This is a genomic window from Colwellia sp. MB3u-41, assembly GCF_014076845.1.
Lineage (GTDB): Bacteria > Pseudomonadota > Gammaproteobacteria > Enterobacterales > Alteromonadaceae > Colwellia_A.
This window is the reverse complement of the sequence record NZ_JACGUT010000082.1, coordinates 619,702-638,306: the sequence shown is the minus strand read 5'-3', so window position 1 is coordinate 638,306 and position 18,605 is coordinate 619,702. Positions and strand designations below refer to the sequence as shown.

The 18,605-nt window shown below is 37.9% G+C and carries 20 protein-coding genes; 11 read left to right on the top strand and 9 right to left on the bottom strand.

All coding sequences use genetic code 11. The features are described from left to right. The first annotated feature begins 209 nt into the window (after positions 1-209). The 3 genes from typA to H4J73_RS16705 all read left to right on the top strand — a co-directional run bounded on the left by typA (position 210) and on the right by H4J73_RS16705 (position 2,755). Entirely contained in the window at positions 210-2,024 is a 1,815-nt protein-coding gene (gene typA / locus H4J73_RS16715; RefSeq protein ID WP_182177622.1) for a translational GTPase TypA, read from the top strand. 311 nt (positions 2,025-2,335) lie between these two features. Beyond that, on the top strand, positions 2,336-2,518 hold the full coding sequence (locus H4J73_RS16710) for a hypothetical protein (RefSeq protein ID WP_182177620.1): 183 nt from the start codon (positions 2,336-2,338) through the stop codon (positions 2,516-2,518). Positions 2,519-2,569: 51 nt separating this feature from the next. Continuing rightward, complete coding sequence (locus tag H4J73_RS16705) at positions 2,570-2,755, top strand: hypothetical protein (RefSeq protein WP_182177618.1); 186 nt, start codon at positions 2,570-2,572, stop codon at positions 2,753-2,755. Between the two features lie 121 nt (positions 2,756-2,876). Here the strand turns inward: H4J73_RS16705 and H4J73_RS16700 are convergent, their stop codons facing one another. Together H4J73_RS16700 and H4J73_RS16695 are read right to left on the bottom strand one after the other, a co-directional pair. Further along, positions 2,877-3,518, bottom strand: coding sequence for a DUF2959 domain-containing protein (locus tag H4J73_RS16700; protein WP_404851827.1), 642 nt, complete (start codon positions 3,516-3,518; stop codon positions 2,877-2,879). An 8-nt stretch (positions 3,519-3,526) separates the two neighbouring features. After that, positions 3,527-3,760, bottom strand: a complete 234-nt coding sequence (locus tag H4J73_RS16695) for a hypothetical protein (protein ID WP_182177614.1) — start codon at positions 3,758-3,760, stop codon at positions 3,527-3,529. Between the two features lie 100 nt (positions 3,761-3,860). On the opposite strand from H4J73_RS16695, the gene H4J73_RS16690 reads away from it, so the two are divergent. From H4J73_RS16690 to dtd, 3 genes are all read left to right on the top strand, one after another. Then, entirely contained in the window at positions 3,861-4,718 is an 858-nt protein-coding gene (locus tag H4J73_RS16690) for a virulence factor BrkB family protein (RefSeq protein WP_182177612.1), read from the top strand. A 139-nt stretch (positions 4,719-4,857) separates the two neighbouring features. After that, a complete protein-coding gene (gene pip, locus H4J73_RS16685) occupies positions 4,858-5,826 on the top strand; it encodes a prolyl aminopeptidase (protein WP_182177610.1) in 969 nt (322 codons plus the stop codon). Continuing rightward, positions 5,823-6,260: a D-aminoacyl-tRNA deacylase gene (gene dtd / locus H4J73_RS16680; RefSeq protein WP_182177608.1), complete on the top strand. Its 438-nt coding sequence runs from the start codon at positions 5,823-5,825 to the stop codon at positions 6,258-6,260. Before pip ends, dtd begins: the two co-directional genes overlap by 4 nt. A gap of 11 nt (positions 6,261-6,271) precedes the next feature. Here dtd and H4J73_RS16675 read toward each other — a convergent pair whose 3' ends face one another. Further along, a complete protein-coding gene (locus H4J73_RS16675) occupies positions 6,272-7,024 on the bottom strand; it encodes a spermidine synthase (RefSeq protein WP_182177607.1) in 753 nt (250 codons plus the stop codon). Between the two features lie 48 nt (positions 7,025-7,072). On the opposite strand from H4J73_RS16675, the gene H4J73_RS16670 reads away from it, so the two are divergent. From H4J73_RS16670 to H4J73_RS16655, 4 genes are read left to right on the top strand one after another with little or no spacing between them, the layout of a single operon-like run. Next, entirely contained in the window at positions 7,073-7,963 is an 891-nt protein-coding gene (locus H4J73_RS16670) for a bifunctional GNAT family N-acetyltransferase/hotdog fold thioesterase (protein ID WP_182177605.1), read from the top strand. 19 nt (positions 7,964-7,982) lie between these two features. Then, positions 7,983-8,483, top strand: coding sequence for a nuclear transport factor 2 family protein (locus tag H4J73_RS16665; RefSeq protein ID WP_182177603.1), 501 nt, complete (start codon positions 7,983-7,985; stop codon positions 8,481-8,483). A gap of 8 nt (positions 8,484-8,491) precedes the next feature. Next, on the top strand, positions 8,492-9,325 hold the full coding sequence (locus H4J73_RS16660; protein WP_182177601.1) for an NAD(P)H-binding protein: 834 nt from the start codon (positions 8,492-8,494) through the stop codon (positions 9,323-9,325). A gap of 1 nt (position 9,326) precedes the next feature. After that, on the top strand, positions 9,327-9,626 hold the full coding sequence (locus H4J73_RS16655; protein ID WP_182177599.1) for a hypothetical protein: 300 nt from the start codon (positions 9,327-9,329) through the stop codon (positions 9,624-9,626). A 103-nt stretch (positions 9,627-9,729) separates the two neighbouring features. Here the strand turns inward: H4J73_RS16655 and H4J73_RS16650 are convergent, their stop codons facing one another. The 6 genes from H4J73_RS16650 to hutC form a co-directional block, all read right to left on the bottom strand. Continuing rightward, entirely contained in the window at positions 9,730-10,677 is a 948-nt protein-coding gene (locus tag H4J73_RS16650) for an SPFH domain-containing protein (RefSeq protein WP_182177597.1), read from the bottom strand. Then, positions 10,677-11,594, bottom strand: a complete 918-nt coding sequence (locus H4J73_RS16645; protein ID WP_182177595.1) for a slipin family protein — start codon at positions 11,592-11,594, stop codon at positions 10,677-10,679. Before H4J73_RS16645 ends, H4J73_RS16650 begins: the two co-directional genes overlap by 1 nt. A 46-nt stretch (positions 11,595-11,640) precedes the next feature. Further along, the gene (locus tag H4J73_RS16640) at positions 11,641-12,093 is read right to left on the bottom strand and encodes an NfeD family protein (protein ID WP_182177593.1); all 453 of its coding nucleotides are present in this window, start codon (positions 12,091-12,093) and stop codon (positions 11,641-11,643) included. Positions 12,094-12,768: 675 nt separating this feature from the next. After that, complete coding sequence (locus H4J73_RS16635) at positions 12,769-14,781, bottom strand: urocanate hydratase (RefSeq protein WP_182177591.1); 2,013 nt, start codon at positions 14,779-14,781, stop codon at positions 12,769-12,771. 11 nt (positions 14,782-14,792) lie between these two features. Beyond that, on the bottom strand, positions 14,793-16,301 hold the full coding sequence (hutH, locus tag H4J73_RS16630; RefSeq protein WP_182177589.1) for a histidine ammonia-lyase: 1,509 nt from the start codon (positions 16,299-16,301) through the stop codon (positions 14,793-14,795). A 15-nt stretch (positions 16,302-16,316) separates the two neighbouring features. Next, positions 16,317-17,039 (bottom strand): histidine utilization repressor, encoded by a 723-nt coding sequence (gene hutC / locus H4J73_RS16625; protein ID WP_182177587.1) that lies wholly within the window; start codon positions 17,037-17,039, stop codon positions 16,317-16,319. Between the two features lie 236 nt (positions 17,040-17,275). Here hutC and hutI point away from each other — a divergent pair, with 236 nt between their 5' ends. Continuing rightward, positions 17,276-18,511: an imidazolonepropionase gene (hutI, locus tag H4J73_RS16620; protein WP_182177585.1), complete on the top strand. Its 1,236-nt coding sequence runs from the start codon at positions 17,276-17,278 to the stop codon at positions 18,509-18,511. Positions 18,512-18,605 lie beyond the last annotated feature (94 nt).

Genomic DNA, 18,605 nt, shown 5'->3' with positions numbered 1-18,605 from the left:
TAGCGTGCATCCATTGCTTCAAGGTGGTGCGTTTGCTGGCTTTTGGTGCTTAAGAGTATAACAGGGCGTAACAATTAGTGTATGGAGATTTTAATAAGCATTGAAATATTTGTTGCTGTCTTTGTTGAATTCATTACTGTATAATTCGCGCCCAATTATAGCCCTATATTCTTTTGATGAAAAAGTCTTGCAAGAAGTGAGTAAAACCCGTGTTAGATAAATTACGTAATGTTGCCATCATAGCCCACGTTGATCATGGTAAAACAACTTTGGTTGATAAATTATTAGAACAATCAGGTACCCTTGATGCCCGCGGCGGTCTTGAAGAGCGTACGATGGATTCGAATGATATCGAAAAAGAACGTGGTATCACAATCTTAGCTAAAAATACGGCTATTAACTGGAACGGTTACCGTGTAAACATCGTAGATACTCCTGGCCATGCTGATTTTGGTGGTGAAGTTGAGCGTGTTATGTCAATGGTAGATTCGGTGTTACTTATTGTTGATGCACAAGAAGGCCCTATGCCACAAACGCGTTTCGTAACGAAAAAAGCGTTTGCTCAAGGTTTAAAGCCAATTCTTGTTATCAATAAAGTTGATAAGCCTGGCTCTCGCCCTGATTGGGTTATGGACCAAGTTTTTGAATTGTTTGACAACCTTGGCGCTACTGATGAACAGCTTGACTTTAAAGTTGTTTACGCTTCAGCAATAAATGGTTGGGCTTCGCTCGAAGAGGGCGTAACCGGCACTGACATGACTCCTTTATTTGATACTATTCTTAAAGAAGTGCCACAGCCAGAAGCGGATCCAGATGGTCCATTTCAAATGCAAATCTCTCAACTTGATTACAGTTCTTACTTAGGCGTAATCGGTGTTGGTCGTATTACTCGTGGTTCTGTTAAACCAAACCAACAAGTGACAATTAAATTAGCAACTGGCAAGGTTCATAACGCTAAAGTTGGTAAAGTATTTGGTTACTTAGGTTTAGAGCGTCTTGATATTGCTGAAGGTTTTGCTGGCGATATTATTGCCATTACGGGTCTAGGCGAGTTAAAAATATCAGATACAGTTTGTTGCCCTACAGAAGTTGAAGGCTTACCAGCGTTATCTGTTGATGAACCTACTATCAATATGACTTTCCAAGTAAACACTTCACCATTTTGTGGTAAAGAAGGTAAGTTTGTTACTTCACGTAACATCAAAGACCGTTTAGACAAAGAATTAATTCACAACGTTGCTTTACGTGTTGAGCAACTTCCTGATGCTGATAAATTTAAAGTTTCAGGTCGTGGTGAGCTTCACTTAGGCATTTTAATTGAAAACATGCGTCGTGAAGGCTTTGAGTTAGCGGTATCACGCCCTGAAGTTATTATTCGTGAAATTGACGGCCAAATACAAGAACCTTACGAAAACGTAACCATTGATGTTGAAGAACAACATCAAGGACCTATTATGGAAAGAATGGGTGTTCGTAAAGCTGAATTAACAGATATGGCACCTGATGGAACGGGTCGTATTCGTATGGACTTCATCATGCCAAGTCGTGGTTTGATCGGTTTCCAAACTGAATTTATGACATTAACGTCAGGTTCTGGCTTAATCTATCATACATTTTTTGAATACGGACCTCATAAGGGTGGCGATATTGGCCAGCGTAAAAATGGTGTAATGATCGGTAATGCAACGGGTAAAGCATTAACGAATGCAATATTCAACTTGCAATCACGTGGTCGTATGTTGATCGGACACGGAGTTGATATTTATGAAGGTCAAGTTATTGGTATTCATAGTCGTGACAATGATTTAACCGTAAACGCTCTTAAAGGTAAGCAGTTAACTAACGTTCGTTCATCAGGTACTGATGAAGCACAAACGTTAACACCACCTATCGTTATGTCACTTGAGCAAGCACTTGAATTTATTGATAACGATGAGCTAGTAGAAGTAACACCATTAAGCATTCGTATTCGTAAAAAGCTTTTAAAAGAGAATGAACGTAAGCGTGATACTCGTCCTAAATAAACCTCTTATGTAGACGGTTGATAAAAACCAGCTTCGGCTGGTTTTTTTGTCAGTAAATTTTAGTAAGCTTAAACGTCATATGCTGTAAGAGATGTCTTAAGCTTACATAGGAAATAGCATAAGTAACTGCAGGTGAAGTTTGTTTTTGTTCACTAACTTATTGTTTTTAAATTAAAAATAATTTTAGAGGTAAGTGGTTGAAAGTTATATAGCCAACGTCATCCATTATATTTTACTGGTGAATATCTGTTTTACTGTTACGCTTATTTTATAAATCTAATTTCTAAAATATGAGTGCAGGGAGAAAACTTATGATGGAGCAAAAAAAATTAATACAGTTAAATGATTTATTTGAAAAAGTAGTTTCTGATAGCGCTAGCCTTATAGAGCGCAGAGAGTTAAATATTCTTTATCAAGAATACATCGACGATGGCAGAGAAATAGGACTACCAATGAAAGCACCCAGTCAATATCAACATGCCACTGCTTCATAACTAAAAGCACTGTTTATTTTTACTTATTAACACGAGAAAAGGAATTCTAAGATGTCTGCAGAGCAACTAAAAATGTTACAACACTTGAGTGAACTTTTTGAACAAGGTATTGCTGGACCCACTCAAATAAAAGAGCTCTCTAGTTTACTTGCTTCCATCAATCAAAACCAAGAGCAAGATGATATATTGTCTCATTCAGTTTTGAACCACTCTAGAGCGAATGTCAAAACGCTTTAATTGACCTTGCCTAGGGAAAGAACAGTAACAAAAAATAATATTGATGGTAACTTAACTCGCTAAGTTACCATCTGACATCATTTAGTGATGAAGGTACCGTTAATTCAGCGGCTTAATTTAATTAAGTCGCCTTAAGTGATTTTATGAATGTTTGCGATTTGTTAATTGAACTATTCATATCATTAATCAATCGCTCAACATCTTGCTTAATTAATTTATATTCGGTTTTTAATTCACCAATAGCTCGAGCATTCAGATTATGTTTTAAATAAAGCATATTGTCTTTAAGTGCATTAAGAATAGGCTGCATTCTTCTTTCTGCATTCCGCATTGATTTAATGACTGATGCATAGCGACCTTGGGTTTCTTTATAGCGAGATTGGCTTTGTCGTTTTAGTGATTGATTGGTGAATTGATCTAATTCATCATGCCATTCATTAAATAAAGCTTCCGCAACATCCTCAATAGCATTAATGCGTGCTGTAACATCGTCAGCGGCAACTTTACTTATTTGATAACGGTCATTACTTATTTCATATTGCTGCTGTAGCTCGCCACCATCAAAATTTACTAATGCAGAAAATTGATCTAACGCGTTTTTAAATTCTTTTTTTGCTTCCTTTTGCGAGCCTGTCGCGCTTTCGATACGTTCAATTAATATATCACGTTTATGTTTCCCTACTTTCTCCATTGCTGAATAGTAGGCTGACTGACAGCCTACTATTGAAAGCAAAAGAAAAAATAACGATACGTTTATCGTCATACCTCTCATTAACTCCTACCTCGGTAGCGTGCAGCATCAATAATTGCCCAAAAATGAAAAGTAATGCCAGGAATCGCCATAAAAAATAATATTCCTGTCGCTGCTAATGTGTAGTTAACCCAAGTTAACAAGAAAAACAGGATTGCTGCGAGGATCCTCCCTTGAACTAATTGACCTAAACCCGCAATAAAAAAACTACATATTGCTGCTAAAACATTACCACCTGAACCTTGATTAGACATGATCACTCCTAAGTTAAATTTGATTAGTATTATTATCACTATCACTTGCTTAGTAATTATCATAATATATTGTTCATCATAAGATAATAATTAATTTGTAATGAACTGGATTAAAACGATTAAAAGCAACCGCCAAAATCAGGCTATTTGGCATTTTATATTGTTTTTTCTAAAGAGAATATCAAAAGAGCAGGTGCATATTACCGCCGGCTATTTATCTTACGTTACCTTAATGTCACTCGTACCATTAATTGTTGTGATGTTGTCAGTCATGACAGCCTTTCCTATTTTCACTGAGATAAAAGGCATCATTGAAAACTTTGTCTATCAAAATTTCATGCCTGCTGCAGGTGACGTTGTTAAAGAGCATATTACGGGTTTTGTGACTAATGCATCAGAAATGTCAGCTATTGCTATTACTTTTTTATTTTTATTCGCGCTGTTATTGATTTCAGCTATTGATACGAGCCTCAATAAAATTTGGCGAGTAACAGCAAAAAGGCGTATTGTTACTGCTTTTTCTATGTATTGGATGGTTCTGACATTAGGCCCTGTTTTAATGGGAAGCAGTATCGCGGCAACCTCATATATCGTTTCATTAATATCGATAGGAACTTATGATATTTTTGGCCTTACTAATATTGCCTTAAGAGCCTTACCCGTTTTTGCTTCAATCGGTGCATTTCTTATTTTATATATCGTTGTTCCTAATAAAGTCGTCCCTATTAAACACGCTTTATTAGGGGCAACTTTAGCCGCACTTTTATTTGAAGTCGCCAAAAAAGGTTTTGCTTTTTATATAACGCAACTACCTTCTTATGAACGTATTTACGGCGCTTTAGCGGGTATTCCCATTCTTTTTTTATGGGTTTACTTATCTTGGCTAGTTGTTCTTATTGGCGCCTTATTTACCGTTTCATTAGAGAATTTTAATCCAGAAGAACACGATCAAAGTTAAAATATTCATTACTTTATTAGCAAGTTATCACCAAGAATAGCACCCGCAAACTAAATTTATTTATACTTAACTCAAACTGACAGTTTTACTATTTTGCGCCATAATCATGTTTATGGCGCAAAAAATATTGAGTAAATAAATGTCACGGTCTTTATATCCTAAATTATCCACGTATGCACAAGAGTTTCTTTCTGTTAGCGAACAGCATGAAATATATCTTGAGCAATCAGGTAATCCAACAGGAATTCCAGTGTTATACCTTCACGGTGGCCCTGGTAGCGGTACAAGTAAGAACCACCGCCGTTATTTTGATCCTGAACAATATCGTATCATTTTATTTGATCAACGTGGTTGTGGTCGCTCAAAGCCTTCTCCGTCGATAAAAGACAATACGACAGCACATTTGGTTAATGATATTGAAGTGATTCGCAAGCATCTAAATATTGAAAAGTGGCTAGTGTGTGGGGGCTCATGGGGTACAACACTAGCACTGAATTATGGTATAGAGCATTCAGAAAAGGTTTTAGGTTTTATCTTAAGAGGCATATTTCTTGCCACTGAAACTGAATATCAATGGCTTTATGGGTCGTACGGAGCACAAAGTTTCTTTCCAGAATACTATCAAGAATTTGTTGATCATTTACCGGGTGAATTACAAAAGTTCCCACTTGCAGGTTATCACCAAGTCTTACACTCAAGTAATGAGGTCGCAGTAATTTCTGCCAGCAAAGCCTGGGCATTATGGGAATTAAGGCTATCAACAATCGAGCATCACCACATTGGTATGGCGCAGGTCGAAGATGCACATCAAGCATTATGTATGGCAAAGATTTCGAGTCATTATTTTACTCAACATTGTTTTATTAAAGAAAATTATATTCTTGAAAATATTGTTAAGCTAACGGCAATACCTGCAATTATTCTTCATGGTCGTTATGATATGGTTTGTCAGCTTCATCATGCCTATTTACTAACTAAGCATTGGGATAACGCCCAATTACAAATTTTACCCGCTGCGGGCCATAGTGGTTTTGAGCGACAAACTATTGATGCTTTTTGTCGGGCAAGCGATACTATGGCAAATTTTCTAGCTGAACAACCAATATGATCGCAGTTATCCAACGAGTTTCACAAGCAAGTGTTACTGTTAATCAAAAAGTAATAGGGGAAATCGAGCACGGTATTTTAGTTTTTCTTGCGATCGAATCCGACGATAATGAAGCTAAAGCGAAGCGGTTGGCAGAACGTGTCGCTGGCTACCGTATCTTTGAAGATAATACAGGAAAGATGAATCTTAATGTCGGCCAAATCAATGGTAAAATATTAGTTGTTTCACAATTTACACTAGCAGCAGATACGCGTTCAGGAATGCGGCCAAGCTTAACTAATGCAGCGAAACCAGAAATCAGCATCCCATTATATCAATACTTTTGTCTACAATTACGGGAACAAGGTTTTGTTGTACCTACCGGCGAATTTGGTGCTGATATGAAAGTGGCTTTAGTTAATGATGGCCCCGTTACATTTACATTAACGTGCTAATTTAAGGTTAACTACTGCATACCGTGTCGCCAATATTTGCGCCAGCGGTTAAAGGTTCTAGTAGGTAAAATGGTGGTGTCCATTAAAAAATCTTCAGGTTGATTCACCATGTTTTTGGGTAATAAATGAATGATAACATTCAAGTAATGCGGTATGTGAAAGTAAACTAACTGTTTATTTGGAGCGAGTACTTTTAATTCCGAAAGAAAATAGTTAATCTCTTCGTTTGATGGACTCGGTAAGTTAAGTGATAAGACTGCTTGCTCTCCTACTTTTTTCAATATGTTTTTAGTTAAGATTAATGAATCATTAATCGATTGATTTTTTTGGTAAATATCACAAATGAACCAATCAGGTTTTATTTTTTTATGATAATGAAGCCAATCGAGCGCAGAACAATGATGTAAATGAACGTTTGCTGTCTGTGGATTAAAAAAACGTTCGAAACATTCAATAACTTCTTGAGAATATTCAATAGTATCTAAAGTTAGATCAGGAGAATGATGTAATAAAAATCGTGCTAAATTACCACCGCCTAGACCAAATTCAACCACGCGTTTAGGGCGAAAAAAAAGTAAAGGTGATAATAAGCTGATTTGATGAGGAAAGGTAAGTTGTGAAGGGTTTCGCTTGAGCATCATACTTTGAACGACATTGTCGAAAGCTAACCAACGATAATGCTGATTTTCACTGACTGAAATCGCATCATTATTTTGCGTAAAGTAACTCAAGTGACCTTGTTGGATATGTTTGACTAATTTCATAATAGCGTATAAACGAATTTTTTTAATTATTATAGGTAAGCATAGCGAATGTTTGAGTGTCGATCACCCATAAGCCAGCAAGAGTTTGAGCAATACTACCATCTACGCTGGAAAATATTGCGTAAACCATTACAGCAAGAAAAAGGGAGTGAAAGAGACGAACTCGAAACGCAGGCGGTTCATCGAGCTATCTTTAACAGTGATGGTAACATTATAGCGGTGGCTCGCCTTCATTTTAGTGGAATGTTGCAAGGACAAATTCGCTATATGGCGGTTGCTGATGACTTTCAGGGCAAAGGATTAGGCAAGCAATTAGTCATCGCCCTCGAGCAGTTTGCGATAAGCCTAGGTATAAAGAAACTCTCATTAAAAGCACGTGAACAAGCTATTAATTTCTATGAAAAACTTTCTTATCAAAATATTAGCTTTTCACATTTATTGTTCAATAACGTTAAACATTTCAATATGGAAAAAAAGCTTCAGACACATTATTTACATAACAATAGCTTATCGATAGCCCTGCAAGATATTTGGTCTAACACTATTCCGATGAGCAAGGCTATGGGGGTGACCATTGGCTATTATGATCAACAAAAATTAGTTACTACTTGTGATGAAGCATTTAATAAAAATTTACATAACACTATGTTTGCAGGCAGTATTTACACCCTTGCGACATTAACAGGGTGGGGCTGGGTTCATTTATTGATTCAACAGCACAACCTTAAGGGCAATATAGTGTTAGCGGATGCAAAAATTCGATATCATAGCCCAGTAGCAGGAGTTGCCTTTGCTAAGACAGGCGAGGTGCACACCACGGGTTGTGTTGATGATTTACTCAGCCAAGATAAAATAAAATTATCTGTAGAGGTGGAAGTCTTTAGTGGTGAAAATGTTGCGGCAACCTTTAACGGTTTATATTTTGTATTGTCGAAATAACGACACTTTAGGGGTTGGAATGATAATTAAAAAAATAGGATTTATGTTAAGTCTTTACTTCTTTAGTTTAACTTTATTTGCAAATAACGACATTAACAAAGTGCTTGATACTTTCCATCAAGCGGCAGCAAGTGCTAACCAAAAACTCTATTTAAGCCTACTTGATGAGCAAGCTATTTTTTTAGGAACTGATGGTGAAGAACGCTGGACCAAAAAACAATTTATTGACTTCGTAACCCCCTATTTTAGTCAAGGGCGAGGCTGGCTATATAAGCCGCGTCAAAGAAATATCACACTCATTCAAACGGATATAAAAGACGAAAGACTGGCTTTTTTTGATGAGTTACTCGACAGTAAAAATTACGGTGAATGCCGAGGTTCTGGTGTGCTTCGACTAACGCCACAGGGGTGGAGAATTTTACAGTATAATCTTTCTATACCTGTTCCAAACGCTATTTCTGATGACGTTGTACATAAAATTAAGCAGCATCATCAACAACAAACCTCGCAAAAAAATTAAGGGTCTCCATGCTAAAAAGTGTTGCGATTATAGGTTGTGGTTGGTTAGGCCACGCTTTAGCAAAGCAATTACTGATTAAACAATACCGTGTGACTGTAACGGTACAAAGTGAAGAAAAAAAGCAAAAACTGTGCGAAGAGAATATTAATGCTGAACAATTAAGTTTGCCAGTTCTTGACCCTAAATCTTTGGTGTTGAGCGTCTTTACTCATGACACGCTGATTATTTCTATTACGCCACAGCTCCGTCAAGGTCGCAGTGATTACCCTGAAAAAGTTGCTCAGTTAGTTGAAATGGCAGAACTGGGTAATGTCAATAAGATCGTACTGCTCAGCACTACGGCTGTTTATAATGGTTTGTCTGGTTTAGTTGATGAACAATCTGTTTTGGACATGAATGCAGATAAAGTCGCTATTATTAATACGGCAGAGCAAACAGTGCGTTCCTTCTCGGGCACATCAGTCATATTACGCCTAGCAGGCTTAGTTGGCCCTGAACGTCATCCAGGCCGATTTCTCCAAGGAAAGAAGGTGCTTGCTGAGCCTCAGTCTTTTATTAATCTAATTCATCAAGATGATGCGGTAGGTGTGCTTATGGAAATTATCGCTAATGAAGACATTAGTGGCACTTATAATGCGGTAAGTGCCACTGAAACCAGTAAACAACATTATTATCATGCGGCAGCTAACGCCTTAAACTTACCTGCACCAGAGTTCTCGTTTGAAACGTCAATGCGTTTTGGCAAACGTATTAATGATGCCAAGCTTCGTAATAGTTTTAATTACCAGTTCACTCATGATGATTTAATTGTTTGGTTATATAAGTCAGTAGTAAGGCTGTAGGATGTTTAAAGATTGGTTGAAAAACAAAACGACTCAGTTGTTTTTTGTTCTATGGTTTCATATTTCGCTTTTAAATCTGTTCTTTGTTAATAAGCGGGGCATTGTGTTTTTATGGCAAAATAATAGCGAAATTAATACCTTACTGACTCATTTTGTTACAGCTTTAACCGCAACACTTTTTTATATCGCGATAATTAAAATACGGCTACGTTTAGCAGAAAAAAAATTAACTTTGGGCAATAATGTATTTGTTTTTGGTTCGGCTGTTATGTTGGCGTTAATTGGCTTTTTCCTCTTTTAAGCCAAAATATTGTACTATTTTATCAAAAAAATACACGTAGCTAAAAGATTCCTTCACTACGTGTTTTATTACTTTTTTTTCTTGTGATTTTTACACCTTTAACTTATTTAATACCAGATATTGATAACCACTGGTTAAAGTCAAGCAAGTTCGCCGGTAGAATAACTTTCCTGTTTGCCTGGCTAAGACCTTGCATTTGTTGGAGATACTGTTCAGTTAATTGTAAATCAAGTGCTTGTTGCCCGCCCGGTTGTTCAATAGCAATAGCGATTTTAGTGATGGAATCTCCAGTTGCCTGAGCGATAGCTATTATTTGTGCTGCTTTACCTTCTGCTGAATTAATACGACGTTGCTTTTCGCCTTCTGAGATATTTATCATCTCAGTCATTAAGCCTTCAGAGCGGTTAATACGGCTAGCTTTGTCTCCCAAACTTTTTGCTAAAATTGCACGACGTTCACGTTCTGCATTTACCTGTAACTCCATGGCATTTTTAACGGTATCAGGTGGGGTAATATTTTTTATCTCATAGCGATGTACTCGTATTCCCCAGCTTTCACCTGCTTTATCTAAGACTTCTACCACTTTTGCGCTGATAATATCTCGCTCTTCAAAAGTACGGTCTAAATCCAAAGTACCAATAACAGAACGCGTGGTAGTTTGTGCTAATTGCATTGCTGCAAAACGATAATCAGTGATCCCGTAACTTGCTTTCAATGAGTCGATAACTTCAATGTAAATTACGCCATCAACTTCAACATTGACTTCATCTTTTGAAAAACATTCTTGTGGTGGTACGTCGATTGTTTCTTCTTTTAAGTCTTGAATAAAAGCAACACGGTCAATAAATGGCAATAAAATATGAAACCCGGCTTCTAATGTGCAACGGTATTTCCCTAAACGTTCAACCACATAGGCAGATTTTGTTGGTACTAAGCAAATAGCTTGTACAAACTTATAAGCTAAAAAGATAAATATAGCGCCCCAAATAGCGAGTATCACGATATCAAGATTACTGTCAGCGCCAATATTACTTATTGTTTGTTCTATCATTATTTCGCTCCTTGAACAGTTTGCGTTACTTTGTCCATGCCTTCGAAGAAACCTTCTAACTTGGCCATTTCAGCTGGCATAATCGAAACATCTGCCGTTTTTAATATAGAGCCTGTTTGCTTGATAAATTGCTCAAGTAAGCGCATTTTTATTGCTTTATCGCCCCCTGGGGTCATTGATGCTTTTGCGATCATATTCATACCCTCAGCGGTTGCTTGTGTTAATATTTCAATTTCTTTTGCGAAACCGTGTGCTTCATTTATTTGTCGCTGCTTATCGCCTTCTGAAATATTAATCGCCTCTTGACGCTCTCCTTCAGACAAATTGATCGTCGACTCTTTATCAGCTTCTGCTAAGGTGATTTCTGCACGCTTTCTTCGCTCGGCTTCCATTTGCTTTTCAAGGGTATGAATAACATTTGCAGAAGGGGTGATATTTCTTACTTCGTAACGCAACATTTTTATGCCCCAAGGATCTGACGCTTTGTCTATTTCACGGACAATGGTTTCGTTAAGAGTGTCTCGTTCTGAAAACGTTTGACCCAGTTTCAATTTACCTATTTCACTACGCATAGTGGTTTGCGCTAAATTGACACAGGCACGGCGATAATCTTCTATACCGTAGCTTGCTTTTGCGCCGTCCATTACTTGGATGTAAACTAAACCGTCAACTTCAATTTGTATGTTATCGCGCGAGATACAGCTTTGTGACGGAATGTCTAAGACTTGTTCTCTTGTCTCATGGCGATAAGCAACGCGGTCAATAAAAGGAATAAGAAAGTGTAATCCTGGTCTCATTATTGCGCGAAATTTACCTAAACGTTCGATAATACAAACTTCTTTCATCGGCACAATAAGTACAAGTTTTACGACAATAAAGAGTAATCCAAGAAATATAAAGGTGAGTGTGGCTAGCATAGGTTGTTCCTATATTTTAGTTATCATTTTAGGTTTTTTGCTGTTGTTACTTTATTGGTTCAACAACGAGAGAGATATTTTCTTTACAAACGATTGTGGCGTGGCTACCTTTGCTTAGCTCTGAACCATCGCCCAGTGCTGTCCATGTTGTGCCTTGAAACTCTACGCGCCCAGCATGTGTGCCTGGGCCAATTTTTTCTAAGACAGTGACTTCTCTGCCATAAATGTCTAATTCTTCATAAATATTATCGACTGTATATTCACTACTAAAAAAACGATCGGTGACAAAATAAAGCACAAATAGTAGAAATGAAGCCAGTATAAACCAAGTCGTTAAGGTTAATGTCCATGTATCGAGTAGTTGTTGTTGTACGCCAATTGCGACTAACAATGAAGCGATGCCCAAATTTAATAGTATGCCACCCGGAACAAAAATTTCAGCGCAAGCAAATAAAATGGCTAAAACGATCCAGGTTTCAAAGAAAAGAATGTACTCCACCGCTAACTCCTTGTCATTAATAGATCATTAGATTAACAGGTTAAATAAATATAGATACTGTTGTTACATGATTATAATTAAGTAAAATATATGATCTACTTTGTTAATCTAAAATTAGCAAATGCGACATATTATGTCAAGCTTGTTGTTGGAGTATTTCAGGGGCAATAGATTAGCTAGCGTTAGTCTGTAATTATCTGCTTTCTAATTTTGTTGCTAATGGGCGGAAAATACTTTCAGCTATAATCGCTGCGTATAAGACGATGAGTATATTCACCGCCATAGCGCTAATTTTTTTTCACTAAGCTATTGTCATCTTTTTCCGTACGGTAAATAGTACGTAAGCTCTAAGCTGGGTACTTTCACTAAAAGCTCCTCTGACCAGCCATTGTCTTTACAAAATATTTAACGCGCTCTGGGGATAAATTAGTACTGAGCTTGTGTAATTGACTAGTGCGCAAATGAGATCCCAAAAGTATTTACTTTATATTTCGTTAAGGAACATGAAGAATAACGTTAATATTAGCGAGAAAAGCCTTACGTCATTATAACACCACCTTTATGACAGGCTAGTAAAGATAAAGTATCTAGTTGCTAATAAATCAAATGCCGAGGGTAAACTCGGCTTTAAAATATTTTAACAATAAACGTATTGTTTAATGAAGCATTGGCACCTTACAGAGATAAGTTATTTAAGATATCGTCATCAACTAGGTTAGCTAAAGTTACTTTAAGCTTAGGTGTTCTTGCCATTTCGCGTTTTATAGCAAAATTTGCTTCTGCATTTCGCGCCCAGCTCCGTCTTGCAATACCATTGTTAACATCAAACAGCAGCATAGATTTTAGTTTACGTTCAGCATCTTCACTGCCATCAAGTAACAGACCAAAACCACCGTTAATTACTTCACCCCAACCAACACCGCCACCATTATGGATAGAAACCCAAGTAGCACCACGAAAGCTGTCACCAATAACATTGTGTATTGCCATATCAGCGGTAAAACGACTGCCATCATAAATATTAGACGTTTCACGATACGGCGAATCGGTGCCACTTACATCATGATGGTCACGGCCTAAAACTATGGGGCCAATTTCACCCTTATTAATTGCATCATTAAAGGCTTTCGCAATTTCCATTCTGCCTTGCGCGTCAGCATAAAGAATTCGAGCTTGCGAGCCAACGACTAACTTATTTTGTTTCGCCTCTTTAATCCAAGTAATGTTGTCTTGCATTTGTTGCTGAATCTCTTCAGGCGACTCTTGCATTATTCTTTCAAGAACGCTTGCTGCAATAGCATCCGTTTTATCTAAATCTTCCGGTTTACCCGAAGCACATACCCAGCGAAAGGGTCCAAAACCATAGTCAAAACACATGGGGCCTAATATGTCTTGAACATATGATGGATATTTAAAGTCAATGCCATTTTCCGCCATAACATCACCACCGGCGCGTGACGCTTCGAGTAAGAAAGCATTGCCATAATCGAAGAAATAAGTACCTTTAGCGGTATGCTTATTTACGGCGGCAGCATGGCGTCTAAGTGTTTCTTGTACTTTAACTTTAAACACTTCAGGCTCTTCTCGAATTAATCGATTAGATTCTTCATAACTAATGTCTACCGGGTAATAACCGCCTGACCAAGGGTTATGCAATGACGTTTGATCTGAACCCAAGTGAATGAAAATTTCTTTTTCATAGAAACTTTCCCAAACATCAACGATATTACCTATATAGGCAATTGATACCACTTCTTCATTGGTTTGTGCTTCTTTCACACGGGCAACAAGTTCATCCATGTTATCAATTAGCTCGTCAACCCAACCTTGCTGATGACGTTTAGTGGCGGCATTTGCATTCACTTCAGCACAAACAGTAACACAATTAGCAATATTGCCTGCTTTAGGTTGTGCACCACTCATGCCACCTAAGCCAGCTGTTAGGAATACTTTTCCTTGAGATGTTTCGCCTTTGTCTAGTACCTTACGAAACGCATTCATTACCGTAATAGTGGTGCCATGTACAATGCCTTGTGGCCCAATATACATGAAAGAACCCGCTGTCATTTGCCCGTATTGCGTTACACCTAAAGCATTGAATTTTTCCCAGTCATCAGGTTTCGAGTAATTAGGGATCATCATGCCATTGGTTACAACAACACGTGGCGCTTCTGTTGAAGACGGAAATAAGCCCATAGGGTGGCCGGAATAAAGATGCAACGTTTGGTCACTTTCCATTTCACTTAAATACTTCATCGACAACAAATATTGCGCCCAGTTTTGAAAAACTGCCCCATTGCCACCATAAGTAATTAATTCCTCAGGATGCTGTGCAACAGCAGGATCTAGGTTGTTTTCAACCATTAACATGATTGCTGCTGCTTGAGTACATTTAGCGGGATAGTCAGAAACCGAACGTGCTTTCAAAGCATAGCTTGGCTTGAACCTATACATATAGATACGGCCAAAATCTTTTAGCTCTTGAGCAAACTCAGTCGCTAATTCTTGATGCCATTCTTTAGGGAAGTAACGCAACGCATTTCTTAACGCCAGCTGCTTTTCGTCAGGTGATAGTATATCTTTACGTTTAGGTGCCCGATTTGCATTTGCAGGATAAGCTTTTGCTTGTGGCAATTGGCTTGGGATACCTTGCATTATTTCTTCTTTAAAATTCATCGTTGTTGTCATAGAAGTAGCCCTTATTTAACGGTAAACACTTGTAATTGTACTAATCTGATCATGGCATCAATGTCAGGTTTTAAAAGTCTATCTTCTTCGAGTTTAGCAACCTTTGATCTGATCACTTGATGATTTTTCTCAATGATATCAGAGCACTTATTAGGGCGTCTAAATTCTATAGCTTGTGCGGCATACATTAACTCGATAGCCAATATTTTTTCTAAATTACCTAATATTTGATTTAATTGTCTACCCGAAATACTCCCCATAGAGACATGATCTTCCTGACCCATAGAGGTCGGTACACTATCAGCCGATGGTGGGAAACAAAGCGATTTATTTTCTGTTACCAATGCTGCTGTTGTATATTGCGGGATCATCATGCCTGAATTTAAACCACCTGCGGAGGTCAACAATCTTGGTAAACCATGAATACCTTCTAATAAGAGGTAACAACGGCGGTCTGAAATATTGCCCAATTCTGAAGCAGCAATGGACGCATAGTCAAGAACCATAGCTAGTGGCTGGCCATGGAAGTTACCACCTGAAATCGCTTCTTCGCTACTGATAACAATGGGGTTATCAGTGACAGAGTTCATCTCAATTTCAACTAACTCTTCTAAATGATAATACGCATTACGTGATGCGCCATGTACTTGTGGAATACATCTTAATGAATAAGGGTCTTGTACACGTTCACATCCTTCATGTGCAGCCATGTTTTGGGAATCTTTAAAAAAACTTCTCATACGCGCTGCAACAACAAGGTTTCCTTTAAATGCACGCGTTTGATGTAACTCATCTCTAAAGGGAGATTCGCTGCCTTGCATCCCTTCGATACTCATTGCACCCGTCATATCAGCTAGGTCTAATAAATAACGCATTTTAGTTAACGCTGTGATGCCATGAGATAATATAAATTGCGTGCCGTTAATTAACGCCAAGCCTTCTTTCGCTTGCAGGTCCATAACGTCTAAACCATTAGCACGCAGAAGTGATGCAGCAGGTACTATTTCGTCGTTTTGATCCTCTTCACTTTGCCAAAATTCACCTTCGCCCAAAAGCGGTAAAAATAAATGGGACAGTGGTGCTAAATCACCTGATGCGCCTACAGAACCTTGTTCTGGTACAACGGGGATTAAATCGAGTTCGAGAAACGCTAACATACGTTCTACAACTTCCAGACGAATACCTGAGAAACCTTGACTTAATGCATGTACCTTAGTGATTAACATTAGCTTTGAAATTGCTTTTTCAATGGGTTTACCGACACCTACGGCGTGGGTAATAAGTAGGTTCTTTTGTAATAAATTAGTATCTTCAGGTGAGATTTGAGTATCACATAACGGGCCAAAGCCCGTATTGATACCATATGTCGCTTTATCTGACGCAGCCATTTTCTCTACTCTTTGGCGGCTTATGTTGATTTTATCTATAGCTTCTTGGCAAAGTTCAGCTTGAATACTGCCATCTGCAATACCGTTTACAATATCAAGGTTCAGGCGATCAACACCGTATTTAAATGTCATCTTAATGCTCCGAAATTAAAAAGTTAAGTGGCTGCCTAAACGGTATTTATTACCAGGTGCCGTTAAAATAGCTAAACTGACCACACCTTGGCTTGACCAAGTGCGTCGTTTAACCTGTAAACATGGGATTTGTGGTTCTATTGTCAGTAACTGACAGATTTCGTTTTCAGCTAAAACAGCTTCAATTTCGTGTGTTGCTTCTGTTAATGGGGCTTCGCTTGATAAATACTCATGAGGCGTAATTTTGGCAAAATTTTGTGATAAATAATCAGGGACTAATTTACTATTTACATAGCGTTGCTCTAACTGAATAGGTTGGTTATTTTCAAAATGCAGCACTTCAGAATAAAATACTGACTCACTAGTGATTGAATTAGCTTTTAAGTTAAGTAAAATAGCGATTTCCTCGTTAACAGAAACGGCTTTTAAGGTAAGCTGTTTCGCATGGTGGATATGACCACGTTCTTGAATTTCATCTGCGATATTACGAATTTTTAATAATGAAGACTGTGACTTAAAGGTAGCGACAAAAGTACCGGACCCTTGTGAACGAATAAGTAAACCTTGCTCGGTAAGTTCTTGTAATGCGCGACGAGCAGTCATGCGACTGACAGAAAACTGTTCAGCTAATTCATTTTCAGAAGGCACTTTGGCATGTTGTTTCCATTCGCCAGATTCAATCTTTTGGCAAATATGCTGTTTTATTACGGTAAACTTGGCTGTTTTTACTTGAGTCATGTTAATTCGCTAGGTTCTTGTTCACAAGACCATTAAGAGTCTTGATGCTATAACTTGTATATACAATCTCACTTCTTGTTGTTAAAGTCAATGGTTGTATATACAAGCTTGCTTGTCTATTATCTATCACGTAAAGTGGCGTTATCAGTAATCAGACACTATGCTTATGGTACCGCCATCTTTCGATATAAATGCTGGTTATAAGCCTAGCGTTAAAATCAATTTTTGGATCTTATATGACGATTAATTCCTCTGCTTGGCAAACTCTTTTCATTAATGTAAATCTAGCGACCATGACCGATGGTGCTAATAGCTATGGTGCTATAAAAAATGGAGCTTTAGCCATAAGTGAAGGTAAAATTGCTTGGTTAGGTGAGAAAACTGATTTACCCAAATATAATGAAAAATCAGTACAAACTATTGATGGAAAAGGTAAGTGGTTAACACCTGGCTTAGTTGATTGTCATACTCATTTAGTTTACGGCGGTAACCGTGCCAATGAATTTGAGATGCGGTTACAAGGTAAAAGTTATCAAGAAATTGCTAATGCCGGCGGAGGCATAATCTCAACCGTATCAGCAACCCGAAAAGCCAGTGAAAGTCAGTTATTAGCCAGCGCATTACCTCGATTAACAACATTACATCAACAAGGTGTGACCAGTATTGAAATTAAATCTGGTTATGGTCTAGATACGATGAACGAAATTAAAATGCTTAAAGTGGCTGGGCAGTTAGCTGAAAAACTGCCGGTTACTATAAAGCGTACTTTCCTTGGTGCACATGCATTACCTATTGAATATAAAGAAAAGCCTGATGAATATATTGACTTAGTGTGTAATGAAATGATCCCACTCATAGTCAAAGAAAGCTTAGCTGATGCGGTTGATGTTTTTTGTGAAGGCATTGGTTTTAGTTTAGAGCAAACTGAACGTGTTTTTGCTGCAGCTCAAAAACATCAACTACCGATAAAAGTACACGCGGAACAGTTGTCAAATTTAGGGGGGACAGCCTTGGCGGCAAAATATAATGCACTTTCATCTGATCATATCGAATTTTTAGATGAAGCCGGTATTAAAGCCATGAAAAATGCAGATATGACCGCTGTACTATTACCTGGCGCTTTCTACTTTTTACGTGAAACACAATTACCTCCAATGGATTTATTAAGAAAGCATGAAGTGCCGATGGCCATAGCGACCGATGCAAACCCTGGTTCATCACCCATTCATAATATTCAACTGATGCTTAATATGGCATGTACCTTCTTTCGATTAACTCCCACAGAAGCACTAGCAGGTGTTACTTGCCATGGCGCAAAAGCACTTGGGCTATCAAATAAAAAAGGACAATTAGCTGTGGATTTTGATGCAGATATCGCTATGTGGAATATAGAACAACCCGCTGAGCTTTGTTATCAATTTGGTGTTAACCCACTTGATGAATTATTCGTTGCTGGACATAAGGTTATTTAACTTAAATTCATAGGCAAATAATGAAGACGCTTATGGTTCCACCGTTAGTCTATTAATAAAAGGCAGGATACAAAATTCACTCTGTTGTTTAGTC

What these genes read in the sequence shown, in the direction of transcription:
- dtd (WP_182177608.1), top strand. Translation starts at nt 5,823, where the DNA reads ATGATCGCAGTTATCCAACGAGTTTCACAAGCAAGTGTTACTGTTAAT.
- hutI (WP_182177585.1), top strand. Translation starts at nt 17,276, where the DNA reads ATGACGATTAATTCCTCTGCTTGGCAAACTCTTTTCATTAATGTAAAT.
- H4J73_RS16700 (WP_404851827.1), bottom strand. Translation starts at nt 3,518, where the DNA reads ATGACGATAAACGTATCGTTATTTTTTCTTTTGCTTTCAATAGTAGGC.
- H4J73_RS16660 (WP_182177601.1), top strand. Translation starts at nt 8,492, where the DNA reads ATGCTAAAAAGTGTTGCGATTATAGGTTGTGGTTGGTTAGGCCACGCT.
- H4J73_RS16645 (WP_182177595.1), bottom strand. Translation starts at nt 11,594, where the DNA reads ATGCTAGCCACACTCACCTTTATATTTCTTGGATTACTCTTTATTGTC.
- hutH (WP_182177589.1), bottom strand. Translation starts at nt 16,301, where the DNA reads ATGACATTTAAATACGGTGTTGATCGCCTGAACCTTGATATTGTAAAC.
- pip (WP_182177610.1), top strand. Translation starts at nt 4,858, where the DNA reads ATGTCACGGTCTTTATATCCTAAATTATCCACGTATGCACAAGAGTTT.
- H4J73_RS16650 (WP_182177597.1), bottom strand. Translation starts at nt 10,677, where the DNA reads ATGATAGAACAAACAATAAGTAATATTGGCGCTGACAGTAATCTTGAT.
- H4J73_RS16635 (WP_182177591.1), bottom strand. Translation starts at nt 14,781, where the DNA reads ATGACAACAACGATGAATTTTAAAGAAGAAATAATGCAAGGTATCCCA.
- H4J73_RS16710 (WP_182177620.1), top strand. Translation starts at nt 2,336, where the DNA reads ATGATGGAGCAAAAAAAATTAATACAGTTAAATGATTTATTTGAAAAA.
- H4J73_RS16675 (WP_182177607.1), bottom strand. Translation starts at nt 7,024, where the DNA reads ATGAAATTAGTCAAACATATCCAACAAGGTCACTTGAGTTACTTTACG.
- H4J73_RS16705 (WP_182177618.1), top strand. Translation starts at nt 2,570, where the DNA reads ATGTCTGCAGAGCAACTAAAAATGTTACAACACTTGAGTGAACTTTTT.
- H4J73_RS16665 (WP_182177603.1), top strand. Translation starts at nt 7,983, where the DNA reads ATGATAATTAAAAAAATAGGATTTATGTTAAGTCTTTACTTCTTTAGT.
- H4J73_RS16695 (WP_182177614.1), bottom strand. Translation starts at nt 3,760, where the DNA reads ATGTCTAATCAAGGTTCAGGTGGTAATGTTTTAGCAGCAATATGTAGT.
- H4J73_RS16655 (WP_182177599.1), top strand. Translation starts at nt 9,327, where the DNA reads ATGTTTAAAGATTGGTTGAAAAACAAAACGACTCAGTTGTTTTTTGTT.
- hutC (WP_182177587.1), bottom strand. Translation starts at nt 17,039, where the DNA reads ATGACTCAAGTAAAAACAGCCAAGTTTACCGTAATAAAACAGCATATT.
- H4J73_RS16670 (WP_182177605.1), top strand. Translation starts at nt 7,073, where the DNA reads ATGTTTGAGTGTCGATCACCCATAAGCCAGCAAGAGTTTGAGCAATAC.
- H4J73_RS16690 (WP_182177612.1), top strand. Translation starts at nt 3,861, where the DNA reads ATGAACTGGATTAAAACGATTAAAAGCAACCGCCAAAATCAGGCTATT.